This is a genomic window from Micromonospora sp. NPDC005324 (assembly GCF_040607155.1).
Taxonomy (GTDB): Bacteria; Actinomycetota; Actinomycetes; order Mycobacteriales; family Micromonosporaceae; genus Micromonospora; species Micromonospora trifolii.
In genome coordinates, this window is the sequence record NZ_JBEXGE010000003.1 from 109,452 (window position 1) to 130,352 (window position 20,901).

At 71.8% G+C, this 20,901-nt stretch carries 21 protein-coding genes; 8 read left to right on the top strand and 13 right to left on the bottom strand.

The genetic code is table 11. The annotated features are described in order from the left end of the window. Positions 1-49: 49 nt before the first annotated feature. The 3 genes from dxs to ABZS40_RS04330 form a co-directional block, all read right to left on the bottom strand. A complete protein-coding gene (dxs, locus tag ABZS40_RS04320) occupies positions 50-1,996 on the bottom strand; it encodes a 1-deoxy-D-xylulose-5-phosphate synthase (protein WP_354941772.1) in 1,947 nt (648 codons plus the stop codon). A 115-nt stretch (positions 1,997-2,111) separates the two neighbouring features. Then, entirely contained in the window at positions 2,112-3,332 is a 1,221-nt protein-coding gene (locus tag ABZS40_RS04325) for a TRAM domain-containing protein (protein WP_354942086.1), read from the bottom strand. 64 nt (positions 3,333-3,396) lie between these two features. Beyond that, positions 3,397-5,478 carry an APC family permease gene (locus tag ABZS40_RS04330; RefSeq protein WP_354941774.1) on the bottom strand — a complete coding sequence of 694 codons (2,082 nt, stop codon included), beginning with the start codon at positions 5,476-5,478 and terminating at the stop codon, positions 3,397-3,399. Between the two features lie 163 nt (positions 5,479-5,641). On the opposite strand from ABZS40_RS04330, the gene ABZS40_RS04335 reads away from it, so the two are divergent. Then, positions 5,642-6,307, top strand: coding sequence for a TrkA family potassium uptake protein (locus ABZS40_RS04335; protein WP_354941776.1), 666 nt, complete (start codon positions 5,642-5,644; stop codon positions 6,305-6,307). Positions 6,308-6,310: 3 nt separating this feature from the next. Further along, positions 6,311-7,000: a TrkA family potassium uptake protein gene (locus ABZS40_RS04340; protein WP_354941778.1), complete on the top strand. Its 690-nt coding sequence runs from the start codon at positions 6,311-6,313 to the stop codon at positions 6,998-7,000. A gap of 42 nt (positions 7,001-7,042) precedes the next feature. Here ABZS40_RS04340 and ABZS40_RS04345 read toward each other — a convergent pair whose 3' ends face one another. The 4 genes from ABZS40_RS04345 to dut form a co-directional block, all read right to left on the bottom strand. Continuing rightward, a complete protein-coding gene (locus tag ABZS40_RS04345) occupies positions 7,043-7,726 on the bottom strand; it encodes a DUF3159 domain-containing protein (RefSeq protein WP_354941780.1) in 684 nt (227 codons plus the stop codon). A gap of 25 nt (positions 7,727-7,751) precedes the next feature. Continuing rightward, positions 7,752-8,132, bottom strand: coding sequence for an OB-fold nucleic acid binding domain-containing protein (locus tag ABZS40_RS04350; RefSeq protein WP_124816055.1), 381 nt, complete (start codon positions 8,130-8,132; stop codon positions 7,752-7,754). 114 nt (positions 8,133-8,246) lie between these two features. After that, a complete protein-coding gene (locus ABZS40_RS04355) occupies positions 8,247-8,909 on the bottom strand; it encodes a DUF3710 domain-containing protein (protein WP_354941782.1) in 663 nt (220 codons plus the stop codon). Positions 8,910-8,934: 25 nt separating this feature from the next. After that, on the bottom strand, positions 8,935-9,471 hold the full coding sequence (gene dut, locus ABZS40_RS04360) for a dUTP diphosphatase (RefSeq protein WP_354941784.1): 537 nt from the start codon (positions 9,469-9,471) through the stop codon (positions 8,935-8,937). 91 nt (positions 9,472-9,562) lie between these two features. Here dut and ABZS40_RS04365 point away from each other — a divergent pair, with 91 nt between their 5' ends. Next, a complete protein-coding gene (locus tag ABZS40_RS04365; RefSeq protein ID WP_354941786.1) occupies positions 9,563-10,093 on the top strand; it encodes a DUF3093 domain-containing protein in 531 nt (176 codons plus the stop codon). Positions 10,094-10,111: 18 nt separating this feature from the next. Here the strand turns inward: ABZS40_RS04365 and ABZS40_RS04370 are convergent, their stop codons facing one another. Beyond that, the gene (locus ABZS40_RS04370) at positions 10,112-10,990 is read right to left on the bottom strand and encodes a hypothetical protein (protein ID WP_354941788.1); all 879 of its coding nucleotides are present in this window, start codon (positions 10,988-10,990) and stop codon (positions 10,112-10,114) included. Between the two features lie 119 nt (positions 10,991-11,109). After that, positions 11,110-11,406 (bottom strand): DUF4193 domain-containing protein, encoded by a 297-nt coding sequence (locus ABZS40_RS04375; protein WP_007075406.1) that lies wholly within the window; start codon positions 11,404-11,406, stop codon positions 11,110-11,112. 432 nt (positions 11,407-11,838) lie between these two features. Here ABZS40_RS04375 and ABZS40_RS04380 point away from each other — a divergent pair, with 432 nt between their 5' ends. Further along, on the top strand, positions 11,839-12,351 hold the full coding sequence (locus tag ABZS40_RS04380) for a LytR C-terminal domain-containing protein (RefSeq protein ID WP_354942088.1): 513 nt from the start codon (positions 11,839-11,841) through the stop codon (positions 12,349-12,351). A 100-nt stretch (positions 12,352-12,451) separates the two neighbouring features. On the opposite strand, the gene ABZS40_RS04385 is transcribed toward ABZS40_RS04380, so the two are convergent. After that, positions 12,452-13,270 carry an inositol monophosphatase family protein gene (locus ABZS40_RS04385; RefSeq protein WP_354941790.1) on the bottom strand — a complete coding sequence of 273 codons (819 nt, stop codon included), beginning with the start codon at positions 13,268-13,270 and terminating at the stop codon, positions 12,452-12,454. A 668-nt stretch (positions 13,271-13,938) separates the two neighbouring features. Here ABZS40_RS04385 and ABZS40_RS04390 point away from each other — a divergent pair. Both ABZS40_RS04390 and ABZS40_RS04395 read left to right on the top strand, forming a co-directional pair. Then, positions 13,939-15,537 carry an RNA polymerase sigma factor gene (locus tag ABZS40_RS04390; protein WP_354941792.1) on the top strand — a complete coding sequence of 533 codons (1,599 nt, stop codon included), beginning with the start codon at positions 13,939-13,941 and terminating at the stop codon, positions 15,535-15,537. Between the two features lie 245 nt (positions 15,538-15,782). After that, positions 15,783-16,016 carry a hypothetical protein gene (locus tag ABZS40_RS04395; RefSeq protein WP_007456919.1) on the top strand — a complete coding sequence of 78 codons (234 nt, stop codon included), beginning with the start codon at positions 15,783-15,785 and terminating at the stop codon, positions 16,014-16,016. Positions 16,017-16,124: 108 nt separating this feature from the next. On the opposite strand, the gene ABZS40_RS04400 is transcribed toward ABZS40_RS04395, so the two are convergent. From ABZS40_RS04400 to ABZS40_RS04410, 3 genes are all read right to left on the bottom strand, one after another. Continuing rightward, positions 16,125-17,858, bottom strand: a complete 1,734-nt coding sequence (locus ABZS40_RS04400; protein ID WP_354941794.1) for a DEAD/DEAH box helicase — start codon at positions 17,856-17,858, stop codon at positions 16,125-16,127. Between the two features lie 189 nt (positions 17,859-18,047). Continuing rightward, a complete protein-coding gene (locus tag ABZS40_RS04405) occupies positions 18,048-18,710 on the bottom strand; it encodes a trimeric intracellular cation channel family protein (protein ID WP_354941796.1) in 663 nt (220 codons plus the stop codon). Positions 18,711-18,750: 40 nt separating this feature from the next. After that, the gene (locus ABZS40_RS04410) at positions 18,751-18,969 is read right to left on the bottom strand and encodes a DUF3039 domain-containing protein (RefSeq protein ID WP_088946800.1); all 219 of its coding nucleotides are present in this window, start codon (positions 18,967-18,969) and stop codon (positions 18,751-18,753) included. Positions 18,970-19,057: 88 nt separating this feature from the next. Here ABZS40_RS04410 and ABZS40_RS04415 point away from each other — a divergent pair, with 88 nt between their 5' ends. Then, a complete protein-coding gene (locus ABZS40_RS04415) occupies positions 19,058-19,993 on the top strand; it encodes a pseudouridine-5'-phosphate glycosidase (protein ID WP_354941799.1) in 936 nt (311 codons plus the stop codon). After that, positions 19,990-20,889, top strand: coding sequence for a PfkB family carbohydrate kinase (locus ABZS40_RS04420; RefSeq protein ID WP_354941801.1), 900 nt, complete (start codon positions 19,990-19,992; stop codon positions 20,887-20,889). Before ABZS40_RS04415 ends, ABZS40_RS04420 begins: the two co-directional genes overlap by 4 nt. Positions 20,890-20,901 lie beyond the last annotated feature (12 nt).

Sequence of the window (20,901 nt, forward strand, 5' to 3'; positions counted from 1 at the left end):
ATACACGACGGCGGGCGTCCCGAGGGGCGCCCGCCGTCGTTCGTTCTCGTCAGTTCTGTGCGGCCGCGTCGCTGGGGGTGAGGCGGTCCGGGGTGGCGTCCAGGCCGGAGATCCAGCCGGTGACGTTGCGAGCCACGTCCTGAGCGGTCAGGCCCAGGTCGGCGAGGATCTGCGCGCGGGTGCCGTGCGGGTGCCAGTCGGCCGGCACACCCAGGTCCTTGAGTGGCACCCGGACGTCGGCGTCGCGCATCGCCTGGGCGAGCGCGTCGCCCACCCCGCCGACCCGGACGCCGTCCTCGACGCTGACCACGAGCCGGTGGCGGGCGGCCAGGTCGACCAGCTCCGCCGGGACCGGACGAACCCAGCGCGGGTCGACGACGGTGACCCCGTAGCCCTGCTCGGCGACCCGGGCGGCCACCTCCATGCCCAACTGGCCGAAGGAGCCGACGGCGACGAGCAGCACGTCGGTACGGGCGGACTCGGCCAGCACGTCGACAGTGCCGACCCGGCGCAGCGCCGGCAGGTCCGCGGCGACCGCACCGGTCGGGAACCGCACCACTGTCGGGCCGTTGTCGACGGCTATCGCCTCGCGCAGCTCCTCCCGCAGGGTGGCGGCGTCGCGGGGAGCGGCGATCCGCAGCCCCGGCACCACCCCGAAGACCGACATGTCCCAGATGCCGTAGTGGCTCGGCCCGTCCGGGCCGGTGATGCCCGCCCGGTCCAGCACGAAGGTCACCGGCAGCTTGTGCATCGCCACGTCCAGCAGGACCTGGTCGAAGGCACGGTTGAGGAAGGTGGCGTAGACCGCTACCACCGGGTGCAGCCCACCGAGCGCCAACCCGGCCGCCGAGGTGGCCGCGTGCTGCTCGGCGATGCCCACGTCGTACACCCGCTCGGGGTACTTGCGGGCCAGCTTGGCGATGCCGGTCGGCTCGGCCATGGCGGCGGTGATGCCCACCACGTCCGGGCGCTCGTCGGCGATGGCCAGCAGCTCGTCGGCGAAGACGTGCGTCCACTTCACCGACGGGGCGGCCAGCAGCGCGCCGGTCTCCACGTCGAAGGCGCTGCTGGGGCCGTGCAGGCAGTCCGCCTCGTCCTCCTCGGCGGGACGGTAGCCGTAGCCCTTGCGGGTGACGGCGTGCACGATGACCGGGCCGCCAAAGCCCTTGGCCGCGCGCAGCGCCGCCTCGACAGCCGTCACGTCGTGCCCGTCCACCGGGCCCACGTACTTGATGCCGAGGTCCTCGAACATGGCCTGCGGGGCGACTGCGTCCTTGATGCCCTTCTTGACCGCGTGCAGCACCTCGTACATCGGCTTGCCGACCAGCGGCGTGGAGCCGAGGGCGTCCTTGACGGTGTCGAGGACCTTCTCGTAGCCGGGGTTGAGCCGCAGCGTGGAGAGGTGGTCGGCCAGCCCGCCGATGGTCGGTGAGTAGGACCGGCCGTTGTCGTTGACCACGATCACGAGGGAGTTGCCGGCGGTGGCGATGTTGTTCAGCGCCTCCCAGCACATGCCGCCGGTCAGCGCGCCGTCTCCGACCACGGCCACGACGCTGCGCGCCTCACCGCGCAGGGCGTACGCCTTGGCGAGGCCGTCGGCGTAGGACAGCGCGGTGGAGGCGTGCGAGTTCTCGATGAGGTCGTGCTCGCTCTCCGCCTGGCTGGGATAGCCGGAGAGGCCACCGCGCTGGCGGAGCTTGTCGAAGCCGGCCTGACGCCCGGTAAGGATCTTGTGTACGTACGCCTGGTGCCCGGTGTCGAACAGGAGCCGGTCCCGGGGGGAGTCGAAGACGCGATGCATGGCGAGCGTCAGCTCGACCACACCGAGGTTGGGCCCAACGTGCCCGCCGGTACGGGAGACCTTGGTGATCAGGAAGTCCCGGATCTCGGCGGCGAGGACGTCCAGTTCCTCGCCGGACATCCGCTTGACGTCCTGCGGACCGCGAACCGTCCCCAGCAGCCGGCCGTGGTTGGCCGTGTCCTCTTCAACACTCATGACCGGAGAGTCTATCGGCCCCCCGGTACTCCGCAGCCCGGCCCGAGCCCCCCGCACCCGGACCGGGCGGCAAGTGGGCAGCTGAGCACCCGGTCAGGGGCTGACGCGCGGTGTTCTACAGCGCGTCCGGCGGAAGCAGCAGCCCGACCTGCTCGACGTGCTGCGTCATCGGGAAGAGGTCGAACCCCCGTAGCGCCGCCAACCGCCAGCCGAGGTCGGCGAAGGTGCGCACGTCCCGGGCGAAGGCGGCCGGGTCACAGGCCACGTACGCGACCGCCCGTGGGCCGGCGGCGGCCAACGCGCGGACCACCGGGGCGCCGGCCCCGGAGCGCGGCGGGTCGAGCACCACCACGTCGACCGGGCCGGTGATCCGTCGGCGGGCCAGCGCGGTCTCCACCCGGGCCGACACCACCTCGACGCTGGGCAGGTCGGCGAGGTTCTGCCGGGCGGCGGCGACACCCTGCGCCGCAGCTTCGACCACTGTCACCCGGCCGGTCGCGCCGACCCGTTCGGCCAAGCCGGCGGCGAACAGCCCAGCGCCCCCGTAGAGGTCCCAGGCGATCTCGCCCGGCTGCGGGTCCAGCAACTCCAGGACCGCCGTGGAGAGGGTGTCCGCCGCGGCCGGGTGCACCTGCCAGAACGCGGACGCGGGCAGCGTCCAGTCCCGTCCGGCGGCGACCTCGCGGACCTCGGTCGGGCCACTGACCGGGGTGGGCACCCCGTCGCGGATCTCCGTGACGGTCACGTCCCCGCCGGTGCTGGCGACGGTCTCCACCGCCTCGGCGGCCGGCCAGCGGGCACCGGTGGGGGTGAGCACCGGCACCTGCTGGATGGCCGGGTGGGCGATCCAGCAGCGGTCGATCGGCACCACCTCGTGCGAGCGGTGCTTGAGCAGGCCGGCCCGGTCCGCGGCGTCGACCGCGTAACGGACCCGGGAGCGCCAGCCGAGCAGCCCACCGGGCAATGCCTCGACCCGGACGCCGAGCCGGTCCAACTCGACGTCGGTCAGCCCGCCGAGGCGGACCAGTTGCTCACGGACCACTGCGGTCTTCCAGGCCAGCTGCGCGGCCGGAGCGACGTGCTGGAGGTCGCAGCCCCCGCAGGCACCCGGCTTCGCGTACGGGCAGGGCGGCTCGACCCGGTCCGGTGAGGGTTCCAGCACTGTCACCGCGTCGGCTCGGACGAACCCCCGGTGCACCTCGGTGACCTCGGCGATGACCCGTTCCCCGGGCAGCGCGTGCCGGACGAAGACCACCTGCCCGTCCACCCGGGCGACACAGTGCCCGCCGGGGGCGACCGCGTCGACTGTCAGCTCGACCCGGTCCGCCTCGGCCAGGCCCCGCTCGAACGCAGACGACGCCGACGGCGTCTGAGGTGTCGCGGTCCGCTGACCGCCCGGCTCAGTCACGAGTGTTTCCCATCGTTTCGCTGTTCTCGGGCCCGCCCTCGCCGGGCGGCGCGGCCACCGGCGGGGCGGCGACCAGCGGCGGCACGGCGCTCCGTGGCCCCCGCGCCGGGGTCCGGGACAGCGTGGCGTCCAGCCGGTCCAGGTTCTTGCTCGCTGTCGAGGCGAGCTGCCACGGCACGCTGACCACCATCACCCCCGGTTCGAAGAGCAGCCGGCCCTTGAGGCGCAGGGCGCTCTGGTTGTGCAGCAGGTTCTCCCACCAACGGCCGACCACGTACTCCGGGATGAACACGGTGACCACGTCCCGGGGCGACTTACGGCGGGTGGAGGCGACGAAGTCCAGGATCGGGCGGGTGATCTCCCGGTACGGCGAGTCGATCACGGTGAGCGGGATGGCCATCTCCCGGCGCTCCCAGTCGGCCTGCAGGTCCCGGGTGTCCTTGTCGTCCACGTTGACGGTCACCGCGGTCAGCGTGTCCGGTCGGGTGGCGCGGGCGTAGGCGATGGCCCGCAGCGTCGGCTGGTGCACCTTGCTGACCAGCACGATCGCGTGGTTGCGGGCGGGAAGCACGGCCCGGCCCTCGTCCGGCGGGGTCAGCTCGACGGCGATCCGGTCGTAGTGCCGCCGGATCGCCAGCATCAGCACGTAGATCACCGCCATCGCGGCGATCGCGATCCAGGCGCCGAGCAGGAACTTGGTGATCAGGACGATCACCAGCACCGTGCCGGTCAGGCCCATGCCGAACGTGTTGATCGCCCGGGAGCGGACCATCCGACGGCGTGCCTCCGGGTCCCGCTCGGTGCGCAGGTGCCGGTTCCAGTGCCGGATCATGCCGGCCTGGGAGACGGTGAACGAGACGAAGACCCCGACGATGTAGAGCTGGATCAGCTTGGTCACCTCGGCCTGGAAGCCGACGATCAGCACGATCGCGAAGAGGGCGAGGAAGGTGATGCCGTTGGAGAAGGCCAGCCGGTCGCCCCGGGTGTGGAACTGGCGGGGCAGGTAGCGGTCCTGGGCCAGGATCGAGCCGAGCACCGGGAAACCGTTGAACGCGGTGTTGGCGGCCAGGAACAGGATCAGGGCGGTCACCCCGGCCAGCACGTAGAGCAGGATCGACCCGGAACCGAAGACCGTCTCCCCGAGCTGGGTGGTGACCGTCTTCTGCACGTACCCCTCGGGGCCGGAGACGATCTGGAGGTTCGGATCCTCGACGAACTGCAGGTGGGTCAGCCGGGCCAGCCAGATGATCCCGACCAGCATGCTCACCGAGATGGTGCCGAGCAGCAGCAGGGTGGTGGCGGCGTTGCGGCTCTTCGGCGCCTTGAACGCCGGCACCCCGTTGGAGATCGCCTCCACGCCGGTAAGCGCGGCGGCGCCCGAGCTGAACGTCCGCAGCAGCAGGAAGACCAGCGCGAAACCGGTCACGCTGTGCTCGGCCTGGATGACCAGGTCGGCGCTCGGCGCGCGCAGCTCGTCGCCCAGCACGAAGACCCGGAACAGCCCGGTGAGCAGCATCCCGAGCATCACGATCACGAAGCCATAGGTGGGGATGGCGAACGCCGTGCCCGACTCGCGCAGCCCGCGCAGGTTGACAGCGGTCAGCAGGACCACCGCGATCACTGCGATCAGGACCTTGTGGGTGGCCACGAACGGCACCACGGAGCCCAGGTTGGCCACCCCGGAGGAGACCGACACCGCCACCGTGAGCACGTAGTCGACCAGCAGGGCGCTGGCCACCCCGACGCCGAACTTCGGCCCCAGGTTGACCGTGGCCACCTCGTAGTCACCGCCACCGGACGGGTAGGCGTGCACGTTCTGCCGGTAGCTCGCCACCACGGTGAGCATGACCACGACCACGGCCAGCGCGATCCACGGCGAGAAGAAGTACGCGGACGCACCGGCGATGGAGAGGGTCAGCAGGATCTCGTCGGGCGCGTACGCGACGCTGGACAGCGCGTCGGAGGCGAACACGGGCAGCGCGATGCGCTTCGGCAGGAGGGTGTGCTGCAGCCGGTCGGACCGGAACGGTCGACCGAGCAGGAGCCGCTTCAGCAGCGAGGTGGGACTGGCCACGAACGCCAAGAGTACGACCACCACGGCGGGCGCGTGGGGGTGGGCGATCACCGCTGCTCGCGACGGCGGGGTACGGTCGGTCCCCGCTCGTGACCGGGACGTGGCAGGCTCGCACTCGAAGGCCACCGGCAGCGGGAGCGGGACGCACCTTGGGAGGGACAGCGTGCACGTCGTGATCATGGGATGTGGTCGGGTCGGATCGACCCTCGCCCACAGCCTGGAGTCCCGAGGGCACTCGGTGGCGGTGATCGACCAGGACGCCGACGCCTTCCGCCGACTCGGTCCCGACTTCGCCGGGATCACGGTGACCGGGGCCGGTTTCGACGGCGAGGTGCTCCGACAGGCCGGCATCGAGCGCGCGGACGCCTTCGCGGCGGTGTCGAGTGGCGACAATTCCAACATCATCTCGGCCCGGCTGGCCCGCGAGACGTTCGGCGTGTCCCGGGTCGCCGCCCGCATCTACGACCAGCGCCGGGCGCAGGTCTACGAGCGGCTGGGCATCCCCACCGTGGCGACGGTGCGGTGGACGGCGGACCGGATGCTGCGACACCTGGTGCCGGAGGGCAACGTGGAGATCTTCCGCGACCCCACGAGCACTGTGTCGATCGTCGAGGTGCCCGTGCACAAGGACTGGATCGGCCGACCGGTGCGGACGCTGGAGGACGCGACCGGGGCGCGGGTGGCCTACCTGATCCGCTTCGGCATCGGCACACTGCCCACCGGTTCCACAGTCGTGCAGGAGGGCGACCAGGTGTTCATGCTGGTCAGCGATGACATCGTGGCGACGGTCACGTCGGTGGCGGCTACGCCGCCGGAAGGAGGGCACTGAGCCATGCGGGTCGCCATCGCGGGCGCGGGCAACGTGGGCCGCTCGATCGCCCAGGAGTTGATCGACAACGGCCACCAGGTGATGCTGATCGAGCGCCAGCCCAAGATGCTGCGCCCGGACAGGGTGCCGACGGCCGAGTGGGTGCTCGCCGACGCGTGCGAGGTGGCCAGCCTGGAGGAGGCCAACATCGCCGGGTGCGACGTGGTGGTCGCGGCGACCGGCGACGACAAGACCAATCTGGTGCTGTCGCTGCTGGCCAAGACCGAGTTCGCGGTGCCCCGGGTGGTCGCCCGGGTCAACCGGGCCGAGAACGAGTGGTTGTTCACCGAGCAGTGGGGCGTGGACGTGGCGGTGAGCAAGCCGCGGGTGATGGCCGCGCTCGTCGAAGAGGCGGTCACCGTCGGCGACCTGGTCCGGCTGATGACCTTCCGGCAGGGAGAGGCGAACCTCGTCGAGATCACCCTGCCGCCGACCGCCCCCTACGTCGGTCAGCCGATCCACGCCGTGCCGCTGCCCCGCGACTCCGCCCTGGTGGCGATCCTGCGCGGCAAGCGGGTCCTGGTGCCCAGCCCGGACGACCCGATCGAGGCCGGCGACGAGCTGATCTTCGTCTGCACCGCCGAGGTGGAGGACGAGGTCCGCGTGGTGATCCTCGGGCCGGACAGCGTCGAACGGACCCGCAGCTCACGCTGAGCCCGACGGGCGCCCTGAGCGGGCCGGGTGACCCGGCGTCGCTCAGGCGCTGGGCAGCGGGGCTGGCGGCGACTCCCGGGTGACCCGGCGCACCGTCCAGACCGTGATCAGCAACAGCAGCGCGTAGGGCGGGTAGCCGAGCGCCAGCCGGGCCACGCCCAGGGCGGTGTCCTGGTGGGCCAGGTAGAGCCCGGCCTGCACGCCCACCTTGGCCAGCCAGACCACGCCCCAGAGCACTGTCAGCTGGGTGAAGGTGCGCACCAGCTTCGGGTCGGATCGCCACTCCGAACGGCCCTTGGCCACCAACACCGACCAGATCCAGCCCACCAGCGGCTGCCGGATCGCGGCCGAGATCAGCAGGGCGATGCCGTAGCCGATGCCGTAGAGGATGCCGGGCAGGTAGAAGTCCCGCTCGTCTCCGGTACGCCATGCGATGGCCGCGCCGACGCCGACGCCGAAGAGCCCGTTGACGGCGTGCCGGATCGGCCGACGCTGGGCGAGCCGCAGCCCGGCGATCAGCACGGCGACCGCGATCGACGCGATCACCGCCGGCCGCAGCTCGCCGATGATGTTGGCGACGACGAACACCATGACCGGGATGCTGGACTCGACCAGCCCGCGCCAGCCGCCGAGCTGGTCGGCCATCTGCTCGGCGATCGTCGGCAGCGGCTCCTCGTTCTGAGGGTCGGTATCCGGCTGCGCCGCCCGGTCCTGTCCCGTCGTCATCGCCGGCCTTCCGTCCGCAGTGCCGTCACTTGGGCGAGTCCAGCTCGTAGTAGGGGTTGTAGATGACCTTGCGGTCGTCCCGCACGGCCACCCGGCCACGGGCGGTCAGATGCCGGCCCGGCTCGATCCCGGCGATGTGCCGTCGCCCCAGCCAGACCAGGGTGACGACGTCACTGCCGTCGTACAGGTCGGCCTCAAGGGTGGGCAGATTGGTGCGCGGCGTGTAGACCACCGTGCGCAGCCGACCAGCGACCGAGACCAGCTGACCCCGGGAGCACTGCTGGGCGGGGATCCCGCCGCACTCGGCGCTCTCCCGACGCAGCTCCTGCGCGTCGATCTCGGCCTCGCTGGCGGTGAACCTCTGCAGGATGCGCCGCAGCGACACCCGGCCCTCGTCGGTCGTCATGACCTCCGCGTCACCCTCTCCACGCTCGCCGTCCCCGGCCGGCCCCGGCGGCGCCGGAACCGTGCCGCCAGCGTACGCCGACGGGGCTGGTTCCGGCGGGCCGGTGCGCGCGGGTCAGACCTGACGCGGCGCGGCCGCGGCGTCGCCCGCCTCGGCCTCGGCCTGGTCGGCGATCTCCCGGGGCAGCCGCAGCGGCAGTGGCTCGCGGACCGGCTTCGCCTCCTGCCCACGGTCGACCACCAGGCCGTCCAGGCACTCGACGAGCGACCCGGCCATGGCCGGGTCGGTGGCCACCGGGCCCTGGAACACGCCCCGGACCATCCAGCGCGGCCCGTCGATTCCGACGAACCGCAGGTTCGTCGGGCCGTCCGGGGTCTTCACCTGGGCGTGCAGCTCCGGGCCGTACTCGCCGGCGACCTCCTGCGCGCTCGCGCCGTCGCGGAGCAGCGACTGCCGGATCTCCTCGCGCACCTCGTCCCAGATCCCCTCGGAGCGGGGGGCGGCGAAGACGCCCAACTGGAGCGCGTTGTCGCCGTGCACCAGCACCACCTGCTGGATCACACCCTGCGGGTCGGCCTGCACCCGTACCTCGACGTCGGCGATCGCCGGGATGTGCAGGCTGCCCAGATCGAGTCGCTGCACGTCGTCGTAGCTCTCGGAGATGTCGTACGGGCCGCGCTCCAGCGTCGGCGTCGCATCGCCCTGGTCCGGGACCTGGGTAGCCCGCTCGTCACGGGTCTGCCGCTCCGCATCGGCCCGCTTTCGGGAGAAGATCACTGCGCCTGCCCTCCGCTGTTCACACTCACCCTGCCACCTCTTCCGTCTGCCCGCGGCCCGGCTCGCTCGGCCGCCGCTCGACCCGGTCCTGGCCCGTCGGCGACGGCACCAGCCCGGCGTGCCCACCGGTGGACCCGTGCCCACCGGTCCCGCGCCGGGACGCGGGCAGCTCGACCACCGGCTCGAACCGCGCCCGCGCGACCTGCTGGACCACGAGCTGCGCGATCCGGTCGCCGCGGGAGATCTTCGCCGGCATATCCCGATCATGATTGATCAGGTTGACCAGGATCTCACCCCGGTAGCCGGCGTCGACCGTACCGGGCGCGTTGAGCACCGTCACGCCGAGCCTGGCCGCCAGACCGGAGCGAGGATGGACCAGGCCTACGTACCCCTCCGGCAGCGCGATGGCCACGCCGGTGGGCACCAGGGCACGGCCGCCGGGTGGCAGCTCCACGTCCGCGGCCGCCACCAGGTCGGCCCCGGCGTCGCCGGGATGGGCGTACGTGGGCAGCGGCAGTTCCGGGTCGAGCAGCTGCACAGGCACGGGTACGACGTCGGTCACGGGTCCCCTCTTCTCCTCCGGTTCGCGGGGTGACCCTGCCATCCTGCCGGTTCGTCGAGCCGCCGTGCGCCGTACCCTCGCAGGAGTGAGCATGTCGCCCTCCCCGTCCGCCGATCAGCCGTCGGTCGCCGCCCGCTCGGCGTACACCGAGCGACTGGATCTGCCCTGGTGGCTGTGGCTGGCCGGGCTGGTGGCCGCCGCGTTGCTGGCCGTCGAGATCTGGATGGGCGCCTCCGGCGTCCGCACCTGGCTGCCGTTCGCCGTGCTGGTGCCGCTGAGCGCGCTCGGGCTGTGGTGGCTGGGCCGGATCCGGGTCGGGGTGACCGATGCCGAGCTGCGGGTGGACGACGCCCGCCTGCCGGTCCGTTTCGTGGCCGACGTGGTGCCGCTGGACGTGGCCGGCCGACGCGAGGTGCTCGGCGTCGGCGCGGACCCGCTCGCCTTCGTGGTGCAGCGACCGTGGATCGGCGGCGCCGTACAGGTGATCCTCGACGATCCCGCGGATCCGACCCCGTTCTGGGTGGTGAGCACCCGCCACCCGGTCGAGCTGGCCGAGGCGGTGCTGACCGCACGGGACGCCCTGGCGGCTACCACCCAACCGACGGCGGGCGAGCCGGGCTGACCCGACGGCGAGGCCCGCTCAGGTGCCGGTCGGTGGGCCCGGGAGGGCTGCCGGTGGCGCGGGCCGGGCGATACCCCGCCGACGCAGGTCCACCTGGAGTTGGTCGGCCATCTGCTGGGTGGCCCGGCGGTTGAGGAAGCTGGCCACCGCCGCTCCGGTCAGGAACGGCCCGAGCGTGGTGAGGTTGCGACCGAAGCGCCGCAGCAGCATGTCCCGCAACTCCTTGCGGGCGGCGGTGCCGAGCACCGCTCCCACTCCCACGCCGGGGATCATCGGGTTGACGCCGCGTTGAGTGGCCCAGGAGTGCACCAGCGCGACCGCCCGTTGGCTGCCGGCGGCGGGTAGCGCCACGCCGTGGATCTCGTGCAGCTCGCCGACGAGTTTCAGCTCTACCGACACCACGGCCACTGTCTCGGCGGCGAGCAGCACCGGCGCGGCGAGCAGGGTCGGGGCCACCGTCCATTCGACGGCGGCGACGCCCCCACCGGCCGCGCCGATCGCGGCGGTGGTCCTCGACGCGTTGCGGATGAGCCGGTCGGCCAGGGCGGCGTCGTCCAGGCCGGGGAAGTGCTGGCGCAGCGTGTCCAGGTCCCGTACCGGCACGTGCGGGGCGATCTCGGCGACGGCGTCGACCATCCACCGCACTGCGGCGCGCGGCTTGAACAGGTCGGAGATGCCCCGCGCACGGGCCTGCCCGACCATCCGGGTCAGCAGTTGGCGGCGTCGGGCCGGCGCGATGTCGTCAGCGGTCAGCGCCGCGACGGTGGCACCGAGATCATCCGCGTCACGGGTGGCGCCGAGATCGTCCGCGTCATGTGTGGCGCCGAGATCGTCCGCGTCACGTGTGGCGCCGAGGCCGTCCGTGCCGCCATCGGTCGTGCCGCCTCGATCGCTCATCGGACCTCCCGGTGCTGTGGCTACCCGCTACGAGTCAAGCAGGTACCCACCGCTGCCGCATGCCTACACCGGCAGCGGCAACCCCGTTCAGGAGGCCGCCGCCGGTGTTGTTGTGCTTGTCAGACGCACTCGCGGCAGATCAGCTCGCCGTTACGCTCGACCGCCAGCTGGCTACGGTGGTGGACCAGGAAGCAGCGGGCGCACCGGAACTCGTCCTGCTGCATCGGAAGCACCTTGACCGTGAGCTCCTCGTCGGCCAGATCGGCACCGGGCAGCTCAAAGCTCTCAGCCACCTCGGCCTCGTCGACGTCCACCGCGCCCGACTGTGAGTCGACGCGCCGTGCCTTGAGCTCTTCCAGGCTGTCCTCGCCGAGGTCGACCTCGTCGCGACGCGGGGCGTCGTAGTCGGTGGCCATCGGTTTCACTCTCCCATATCGATGTTGTCGCTTCCGGTTGTAACGCCGGACGACGCTGTTTCGGTTCCGCTGGCCGGCCACCACTTGTGTCGGGCACCCGACCCGAGGACCGAACGGGTCGAGCTCGCTGGGGCGACTCCCCTGCGAGCGCGGAACCTTACCCCCCCTTGGGCGAGGCATGTATACCGCCCTTGCGGCTGAGATGTACGCCCCCGCACGCGAAGTTGTTCCCAATGTGATTCAGGCGACACGAAGATAGGGGTAGTAGTACCCGGTTCGCGGTCGGCGCGCCGGCATGTCGGGCTGTTTCCACGCGACGGCCGGACAACCGTTAACCTCAGCGGCGTATTCGACGGCCGGCGGCCTGAGCGATCGCTTCTGGCCGCCACCACCCACTGAGGTCCGGGGAGTGCCCTGATGAGTTTTGCGCGCGTGCGAGCACTCGTCGTCGTCGGCCTGCTGGCGATCATCGCCCTGGTCTTCGTCGTCGTGGCCGTGGTCCGCGACAGCCAGGGCAACGTGGGCACCGCGGCGGGTTGCCCCGAGGGTTGGCCGCTGGCTGATCTGACCCTGCGCGAGCGCAAGGACGTCAAGATCAACGTGTTCAATGCCACCGATCAGCCCGGCCTCGCCCACACCGTCGCCGACGAGTTCAGCAATCGACAGTTCCAGGTCAAGAAGACCGGGAACGAGAAGAGGATCAACAGCGTCGCGGTGCTGCGGTACGGCCCGAAGGGCGTCGGGTCCGCGCACCTGCTCCAGGCGTACTTCCTCAACAACGCCACCCCGGGCTACGACGAGAAGCGCACCGACGACACCGTTGACGTCGTGCTGGGCAACAACTTCCAGCAGCTCGCCACCACGACCGAGGTCAACCAGTCACTCGGCGACTCGGGCCCGCCGGAAGCTCCCAAGGGCTCCTGCCCGTCCCCACCCGCCAAGTGACGGCGTAACCGGCCCAGCAGCGCCAGGTCGGCGAACCGGCACCGAGCCGGCCCACCGACCAGGGCCGGCCGCTCAGGCGCCGGCCGACCTGGTCCAACGGTCAGGGACCGCCTGCGGCGTCCAGCGCGGCCAACCGGTCGTGCAGCGGAGCGAAGAGCGCGGGCGGAGCCGCGACCACCAGGTCCGGCCCCGGCGGCCCACCGGCCAGGCCGGCGACCCGAACCCCCGCCTCGGCGGCCACCAGCCCGCCCGCCGCCAGGTCCCAGGCCGCAAGACCCTTCTCGAAGTACGCGTCGAGCCGCCCCTCGGCGACCAGGCAGAGGTCCAGCGCCGCGGCGCCGAGCCGGCGGATGTCCCGTACGTGTGCGATCAGCCCGGCCACCACCTGCGCCTGGTGCGCCCGGCGGCCGGCGTCGTAGCCGAAGCCGGTGCCGACCAGCGCCTGCCCCAGGTCGACCTCGTCGGAGCAGCGCAGCCGGACACCGTCGCGCCAGGCCCCGCCGCCGGCCGTGGCGGTCCATTCCTCGCCGGTGCTCACGTTGCGCACGACGCCGGCAACCACCACCCCGTCCACCTCGGCCGCCAGCGAGACCGCCGAGTACGGCAACCCGTACAGGTAGTTCACAGTGCCGTCGATCGGGTCGACGATCCAGCGCACCCCGCTGGGCGCCGCGCCGGAAGCCCCCTCGCCGTACTCCTCGCCCAACACCGAGTCGTCCGGGCGCAGCGCGGCCAACGCGTCGAGGATCTGCCGCTCGACCGCCCGGTCGGCGGCGGTGACCACGTCGGTGACGGTGCTCTTGGTGGCGGCGACGACGACCCCCTCGGCGCGCATCCGGTACGCGGTGTCGGCCGCGTCCCGAGCCACCTGCACCGCGATGGTCAGCAGCTCGGACGGTGCCGTAGCCGAGTTGGTCATGATTCGCCTCTTTCCGCAGTCCGAGCGCATGTGGGTGAATGAAACTACCGACCCGGCCTCCGAAGATCATCGTTCCCGACGCCGCGCAACGGCACCAGACCGGGATCTCTGGTGCCTGGCCTGCCGCTGCGAGGCGGGTGCACCCACGCCTCCCGCACGGCTTGAGCGGCCGACCTCCGACAAGATGCCCCTTTAGATTGGTAATGTCGCTTAAGTGCCTACCGCCCCGCCCATGCTCGGCTCACAACCGTTGCCCAACCGCGACCTGGTCGGGGCGTCAACGGCCGGACCAACAGCGACCTCGGTGATCCACACGCGCACCCTCGCAACCGCCACATTGACCTCGTACTGCCTGCTCAAACGGCAGTTCGGACACGATCTACGCGCCAACGGGCTCGACGACGGAAGCCGTACGCCGGCCGCGCGGCTATCATTACCGCGAAGCCCATATCTCCGCCCCACCGACGGTCCCCACCGGCGGTACGCGGTGCGGAGCAGGATGATCGCCGCAGACGGCGTTACAATTCACCCCTGCCCACGCGGCACGGACCGCCGACCACCGGCCGGACCGTGACACGAGGGTCCCTCAACCACATCGCCCGGCACGGTAACCCTCGCTGCGCTGGACGAACCCGCCGTGCCCGCTCTTCGCCTCCGGAAGGTCATTCGTGACAGAACCCCGCCAGCCCGGCGCCGACGTTCGCTCGCTCACCGACACCCTGATCGCCCACGCGCAGAGCGCCGGTGGTCAGCTCACGTCGGCTCAGCTCGCGCGCACCGTCGAGTCCGCCGAGGTGACTCCGGCCCAGGCCAAGAAGATCCTGCGGGCGCTCTCCGAGGCGGGAGTGACCGTCGTGGTGGACGGCTCGGCGAGCACCCGTCGCCGCGTCGCCGCGGCCCGCTCGACCACGCCAGCGTCCCGGGCCACCACCGCCAAGACCACCAAGAAGGCCGCCGCGCCGGCCCCGAAGCAGGCGCCCGCCGCCGACGACGCCCCGGCGACGTCGGCCCCGCGCAAGGTGGCCGCTGGCAAGGCGACCGGCACCGCAGCGGCGACGCCGGCGAAGGCGACCCGGTCGACCCGAGCCACCAAGGCGACGGTGGCCGCGGCCGCCGGAGCCAAGCCGACCAAGGCTGGCGGCAAGGCGAAGGGCGAGGGCGCCGAGGGCGAGATCGACCCGGAGGAGCTGGCCGCCGCGATCGAGGACGTGGTGGTCGAGGAGCCGGCCGAGCTGGCCCAGGCCGCCGAGACCGACGCCGCCGCCTCGGCGACCGACAACGACTTCGAGTGGGACGACGAGGAGTCCGAGGCCCTCAAGCAGGCGCGACGTGACGCCGAGCTGACCGCCTCCGCCGACTCCGTCCGGGCGTACCTGAAGCAGATCGGCAAGGTTCCGCTGCTCAACGCCGAGCAGGAGGTGGAGCTGGCCAAGCGGATCGAGGCCGGGCTCTACGCCGCCGAGCGAATGCGGGCTGCCGACGAGGGCGAAGAGAAGCTCGTCCGGGAGATGGTCCGTGACCTGAGCTGGATCTCCCGGGACGGCGAGCGGGCCAAGAACCACCTCCTGGAGGCGAACCTCCGACTGGTGGTGTCGCTGGCCAAGCGCTACACCGGCCGCGGCATGGCGTTCCTCGACCTGATCCAGGAGGGCAACCTGGGTCTGATCCGCGCCGTGGAGAAGTTCGACTACACCAAGGGCTACAAGTTCTCCACGTACGCCACCTGGTGGATCCGGCAGGCCATCACCCGCGCCATGGCCGACCAGGCCCGCACCATCCGCATCCCGGTGCACATGGTCGAGGTCATCAACAAGCTCGGCCGCATACAGCGTGAGCTGCTCCAGGACCTGGGCCGCGAGCCCACTCCGGAGGAGCTGGCCAAGGAGATGGACATCACACCCGAGAAGGTGCTGGAGATCCAGCAGTACGCTCGGGAGCCCATCTCACTGGACCAGACCATCGGCGACGAGGGCGACAGCCAGCTCGGCGACTTCATCGAGGACTCCGAGGCCGTGGTCGCTGTCGACGCGGTGTCGTTCTCGCTCCTGCAGGACCAGCTCCAGCAGGTGCTCCAGACGCTCTCCGAGCGTGAGGCGGGTGTGGTACGCCTGCGCTTCGGCCTGACCGACGGCCAACCTCGGACGCTCGACGAGATCGGTCAGGTCTACGGGGTGACCCGGGAGCGGATCCGGCAGATCGAGTCCAAGACGATGTCCAAGCTGCGTCACCCGTCCCGGTCGCAGGTCCTCCGGGATTACCTGGACTGAGCGGGTTTCGTCAACCGAACGTGTCGTTTTGATCACCTGGGGTGCAACGCCAGATGGTGATCGTCCGGTTGCGCGAATGTGATCGTTGACGTGGCACCCTTGGTACACGGCACACTGTCCCTGCCATGTGTGACCTCGGTCCCCCGCGGGCACACAGGGAAGGCAGTGCCTAGCAAGGGTGTTGCACGATAGGTGAGCAACGACCGAAGAGATTGTTCATCGGTGACGACCAGAGGAGGAAGGCGATGAACTCGACCCTCACGCCGCCGCCCGAGACGGTGGCGCCCCCAGCCGCCGATGAACGGTGCGACCGCTGCAATGCTGCCGGGAAGCTCCGAATCACTCTGGTGGGTGGGAGCGAGCTGGTGTTCTGCGGGCATCACGCGAACAAGTACGCGGAGGATCTCGTGAAGATCACCGAGCGGTTCGCAACGGAGCCCGATTTCAGCTGGCGTGGCGCCGATCTGATGGCGAACTAAATCCGCAAAACGACATAGCTGGCCGGAGGCACCCCGAGGGTGCCTCCGGCCAGCTTTTTGTCCAAACGCCCCACGCCGCGCCTCAAAGCCCCACCACTGCTGGGCGGTCTAGAGGGTCTGCGCGGTGGCGATGCGTTCCTCAAGCTGCTCGATGGTGGCCTGGGCGCTCGGCGGGCCACCGCAGAGCCGGCGCAGCTCGGCATGAATCTTGCCGTGCGGCTGGCCGGTGCGGTGGTGTCGGGCGGCCACCAGAGCGTTCAGTTGGCGCCGGAGCGCCACGCGGCGCTGGGCGGCGCTCATGGGTGCGGGAGGTGCCGCCGTGGCCGCAGCGGCCGGCTGAGAGGCCCCGTCGGCCGTACGACGGCGTTGGGCGGCGAGCTGTGCGGCCTGCCGCTTGGTCAGCAGCAGTGAAACCTGGTCGGCGGTGAGCAGGCCGGGCAGTCCGAGGTATTCCTCCTCCTCGGGGGTGCCGGCCTGGGCCGCGGTGCCGAACGACGCGCCGTCGAAGATCACCTGATCCAGCTCGGCGGTGGCCGAGAGCGCGGCGAACCGCTTCTCCAGCTCCCCGCTGGCCTGGTCGTCGCGCTGCGCGCGTTCCAGCAGGTCGTCGTCGAAACCGTCGGCTTCCTTGGGTTTGCCGAGTACGTGGTCGCGCTCGGTCTCCATCTCGCTGGCCAACCCGAGCAGGTGCGGCACGCTGGGCAGGAAGACCGACGCGGTCTCCCCGGGCCGGCGGGCCCGCACGAACCGGCCGATCGCCTGGGCGAAGTAGAGCGGCGTGCTGGCGCTGGTGGCGTAGACCCCGACCGCCAGTCGCGGGATGTCGACCCCCTCGGACACCATCCGCACCGCGACCAGCCACCGCTGGTCGGACGCCGCGAACGTCGCGATCCGGGCAGACGCGCCCTGGTCGTCGGAGAGCACCACGGCGGCCTTCTCGCCGGTCACCTGCTCGATCAGCTTGGCGTAGGAGCGGGCGGTCTGCTGGTCGGTGGCGATGATCAGACCACCGGCGTCGGCCATGCCCGCGTTGCGCAGCACTGTGAGTCGGGCGTCGGCGGCGCGCAGCACCTGTGGCATCCAGTCGCCGGCCGGGTCCAGGGCGGTACGCCACGCCTGCGCCACCAGGTCCTGGGTCATCGGCTCGCCCAGCCGGGCCGCCAACTCCTCCCCCGCGTTGGTTCGCCAGCGGGTCTCCCCGGAGTACGCCAGGAAGAGCACCGGCCGGACCACGCCGTCGCGCAGCGCGTCGGAGTAGCCGTACACCGAGTCGGCGCGGGAGCGCAGCAGCCCGTCTCCGCCCCGCTCGTAGCCGACGAACGGGATCGGGTTGTCGTCGGAGCGGAACGGCGTCCCGGTGAGCATCAGTCGGCGTACGGCGGGTTCGAAGGCGTTCTTCACCCCGTCGCCCCAGGATCGGGAGTCCCCGGCGTGGTGGATCTCGTCGAGGATGACCAGGGTGCGTCGGGTCATGGTGCGCCGTCGGTGCACCTGCGGGGCCATCCCCACCTGCGCGTAGGTGACCACCGCGCCGTGAAAGTCGGCAGCGGAGTGCAGGTCGGCGTTGCGGAACGCGGCGTCGAGCTGGATGCCCACCCGGGCCGCGGCGTCGGACCACTGGTTCTTCAGGTGCTCGGTCGGCGCGACCACTGTGACCGCCTCGATGGTGCCGTCACCGAGCAGCTCCGCAGCGATCCGCAGGGCGAAGGTGGTCTTGCCGGCACCGGGCGTGGCGACCGCTGTGAAGTCCTCGGTACGGCGACGTAGGTACTCCACCAGCGCCTTGCGCTGCCAGGCGCGTAGTGCCGGGAACGTCTCGAGCACCGGCGTCCGGGCTGCCACGCGAAGCTCCTCTCCGACCGCACGATGGCGGACGCCGGGCGAGGGCCACGAGGATCCGCCGCCCATGAAAACGCCTCCGCGCAGAAGCTGCCGCGAAGGCCGACTCAGCATAACCAGCGCGGGCCGCCGGGCCCAGGCGACGCCACGCTGGTCACAATCCCGCACCGACCGAACAGCGGCCCTACCGTCTCACCATTCCCGGTCGGCGCGTGGATCCGCCCCGTCGGCGCGCGGCGGGCGAAGCGTGGCCACCGGCGCGGACCAGCGTCGACGCAGCGCGATCAGGCGCAGCCCGAAGACCAGGACGGCGGCGGCGGTGAGCGGTGCGGACCCGGTCTGCCCGGTGACGTACAGCAGCACCACCAGGACCGAACCGGCCAGCGCGGCCAGCGCATAGATCTCCCGGCGCAGCACGACCGGGATCTCGGCGGTGAGCAGGTCGCGACCGAGCCCGCCGCCGATGGCGGTGAGCATGCCGATCAGGCAGGCCCCGACGGCCGGCACCCGGGCGTCGAGCGCCTTGAGCGTGCCGGTGACGGTGAACAGCGCCAGGCCGGCCGCGTCCAGCACCAGCACTGTGGTGCGCAGTCGGGCCAGTTGCGGGTGCAGCCAGAAGACGGCGAGCGCGGTGATCGCGGCGGTGGCGACGTACCGCCAGTCGGCGAACGCCAGCGGCGGCACCTCGTCGATGACCAGGTCCCGGAAGATCCCACCGCCGAGGGCGGCCACGAAGCCGACGAACGCGACGCCGAACAGGTCCAGTCGCTTGGCCACCGCCGCCGAGGCCCCGGAGGCGGCGAAGACCGCCACCCCGGTCAGGTCGGCGAGGAGCAGGGCGGTGGAGGTGGTCACCGCCGCAGGCTACGTCGCCGGCGACAGCACCGGCCGAGGTTCACTCACGGTACGAGTCGTAGATCTCCTTGCACTTGGGGCAGACCGGTGAACCCGGCTTGGCCGCCTTGGTGACCGGGAAGGTCTCGCCGCAGAGAGCGACGACGTAAGTGCCCATGACGGCACTCTCGGCGATCTTCTCCTTGCGGACGTAGTGGAACATCTCGGGACCGGTATCGGCGTCCTTCAGCTCCGGACGCTCGAGAACCTCTGTGCTCACGTCTGCACCTCCAACCGACAAGTTTGGCAGGTCATCACGGCCGGGTCCACTTGAGGCCGGCCGAGGCCCCACCCCGTACGGTGCCCGTGTGACTGACTTTCGCATCAGCTACGGCACCGAGGTGGCCGAAGCCCAGCGCGACGGCCGGCCCGTCGTCGCCCTGGAGAGCACCATCGTCTCGCACGGTCTGCCCCGGCCGGAGAACCTGCGCGTGGCCAGGGAGATCGAGCGGACGGTTCGGGACGCCGGGGCCGTTCCGGCGACGATCGGCATGATCGCCGGTGAGCTGGTGGTCGGCCTGGACGACGCACAGCTGACCCGGCTCGCCACTGTCGACGGCGTGACCAAGCTCTCCGTCCGGGACCTCGCTGTGGCCGCCGCGACCGGCGCGGACGGCGCGACCACGGTGGCCGCCACCAGCGCGGTGGCCGCCGCCGCCGGCATCGGTGTGTTCGCCACCGGCGGACTGGGTGGTGTGCACCGGGAGGCCGCGCACACCTTCGACGAGTCGGCGGACCTGGTGACCCTGGCGCAGACCCCGATCGCCGTGGTCTGCGCCGGGGTCAAGTCGATCCTCGACGTGGGTGCGACGCTGGAACGCCTGGAGACCCTCGGGGTCGCGGTGGTCGGTTACCGCACCCGCCGGTTCCCCGGCTTCTACCTGACCGACGCCGGCTTCGACCTGGACTGGTCGGTCGACTCGCCGGAGCAGGTCGCCGCGGTGCTCGCCGCCCGGGACGAGCACGCCGTGCACACCGGCGGGCTGCTCATCGCCAACCCGCTGCCGCTCGACGAGCAGCTCGACCCGCAGCTGCACGACAGGACGCTCACCGATGGCCTGGCCCTGCTGGAGCGGGACGGGATCACCGGAAAGGCCGTCACCCCGTACCTGCTCGCGCACTTCCACTCGGCCACCGAGGGCGCCAGCCTGGCGGTGAACGTGCGGATCATCCTGCGCAACGCCGACCTGGCCGCGCGGATCGCTGTCGCCTCGGTGGCCCCCGGCGCCGCCGTCCCGGCATGACCCGACCGGCCCGGGTGGTCGTCGTCGGGGACGTGATCACCGACGTGGTCGCCGTGTTGTCGGGGCCGCTCGCGGCCGGCTCGGACACCGGGGCCGCGATCAGTCTCGGCGGCGGCGGTCAGGCGGCCAACACCGCCGCCTGGATCGCCGCGCAGCGGGTGGACGTCACGCTCGTCGGGGCCGTCGGTGACGACGACGCCGGGCGGGACCGGGTGGCCGAGCTGGACCGGACGGGCGTCGACTGCGCCATCGAGCGGGCCGAGGGCGCACCGACCGGCACTGTCATCGTGCTGGCGGCCGACGACGAGCGCACCATGGTCAGCCAGCGGGGCGCGAACCTGCGGCTGAGCGCCGCGCACGTCGAGCAGGCCCTCGCGGCGGCGCCCGGCGCTGGGCATCTGCACCTGTCCGCGTACACCCTGTTGGACGCGGAGTCGCGCGGCGCGGGGCTGCGGGCGCTGGCCGCCGCCCGCGAGCGCGGGCTCACCATCAGCGTCGACGCGGCCTCCGCGGCGCCGCTGCGGCGGGTCGGAGCGGCGGCGTTCCTGAGTTGGGTACGCGACATCGACCTGCTCCTGGTCAACGCGGACGAGGCAACGGTGCTGGCCGGCGGGCTGGACCCGGCGGCGCAGGGGCGGGCGCTGTCGGCGACGGCTCGGCGGGTGGTGGTGAAGCGCGGCGCGGCCGGCGCGGTCTGGGTCGACCGCACCACGCCGGTCTGCGTGGCTCCGGCCCGCCGGGTGGCGGTGGTGGACGTCACGGGCGCGGGGGACGCCTTCGCGGCCGGTCTGCTCACCGCGTGGCTCGCCGGTGCCACCCCGACCGCGGCGCTGAACCGCGCCACCGACCTGGGCGCGCTGGCCGTCTCCACCGCCGGGGCTCGGCCACAGGCGTAGCGGGCCGTCACA

Excerpts from the sequence above, each read along its gene's own strand:
- ABZS40_RS04345 (WP_354941780.1), bottom strand. The coding sequence starts at position 7,726 with ATGACGACGGGACAGGACCGGGCGGCGCAGCCGGATACCGACCCTCAG.
- ABZS40_RS04365 (WP_354941786.1), top strand. The coding sequence starts at position 9,563 with ATGTCGCCCTCCCCGTCCGCCGATCAGCCGTCGGTCGCCGCCCGCTCG.
- ABZS40_RS04420 (WP_354941801.1), top strand. The coding sequence starts at position 19,990 with ATGACCCGACCGGCCCGGGTGGTCGTCGTCGGGGACGTGATCACCGAC.
- ABZS40_RS04350 (WP_124816055.1), bottom strand. The coding sequence starts at position 8,132 with ATGACGACCGACGAGGGCCGGGTGTCGCTGCGGCGCATCCTGCAGAGG.
- ABZS40_RS04385 (WP_354941790.1), bottom strand. The coding sequence starts at position 13,270 with ATGACCAACTCGGCTACGGCACCGTCCGAGCTGCTGACCATCGCGGTG.
- dxs (WP_354941772.1), bottom strand. The coding sequence starts at position 1,996 with ATGAGTGTTGAAGAGGACACGGCCAACCACGGCCGGCTGCTGGGGACG.
- ABZS40_RS04395 (WP_007456919.1), top strand. The coding sequence starts at position 15,783 with ATGAACTCGACCCTCACGCCGCCGCCCGAGACGGTGGCGCCCCCAGCC.
- ABZS40_RS04340 (WP_354941778.1), top strand. The coding sequence starts at position 6,311 with ATGCGGGTCGCCATCGCGGGCGCGGGCAACGTGGGCCGCTCGATCGCC.
- ABZS40_RS04370 (WP_354941788.1), bottom strand. The coding sequence starts at position 10,990 with ATGAGCGATCGAGGCGGCACGACCGATGGCGGCACGGACGGCCTCGGC.
- ABZS40_RS04375 (WP_007075406.1), bottom strand. The coding sequence starts at position 11,406 with ATGGCCACCGACTACGACGCCCCGCGTCGCGACGAGGTCGACCTCGGC.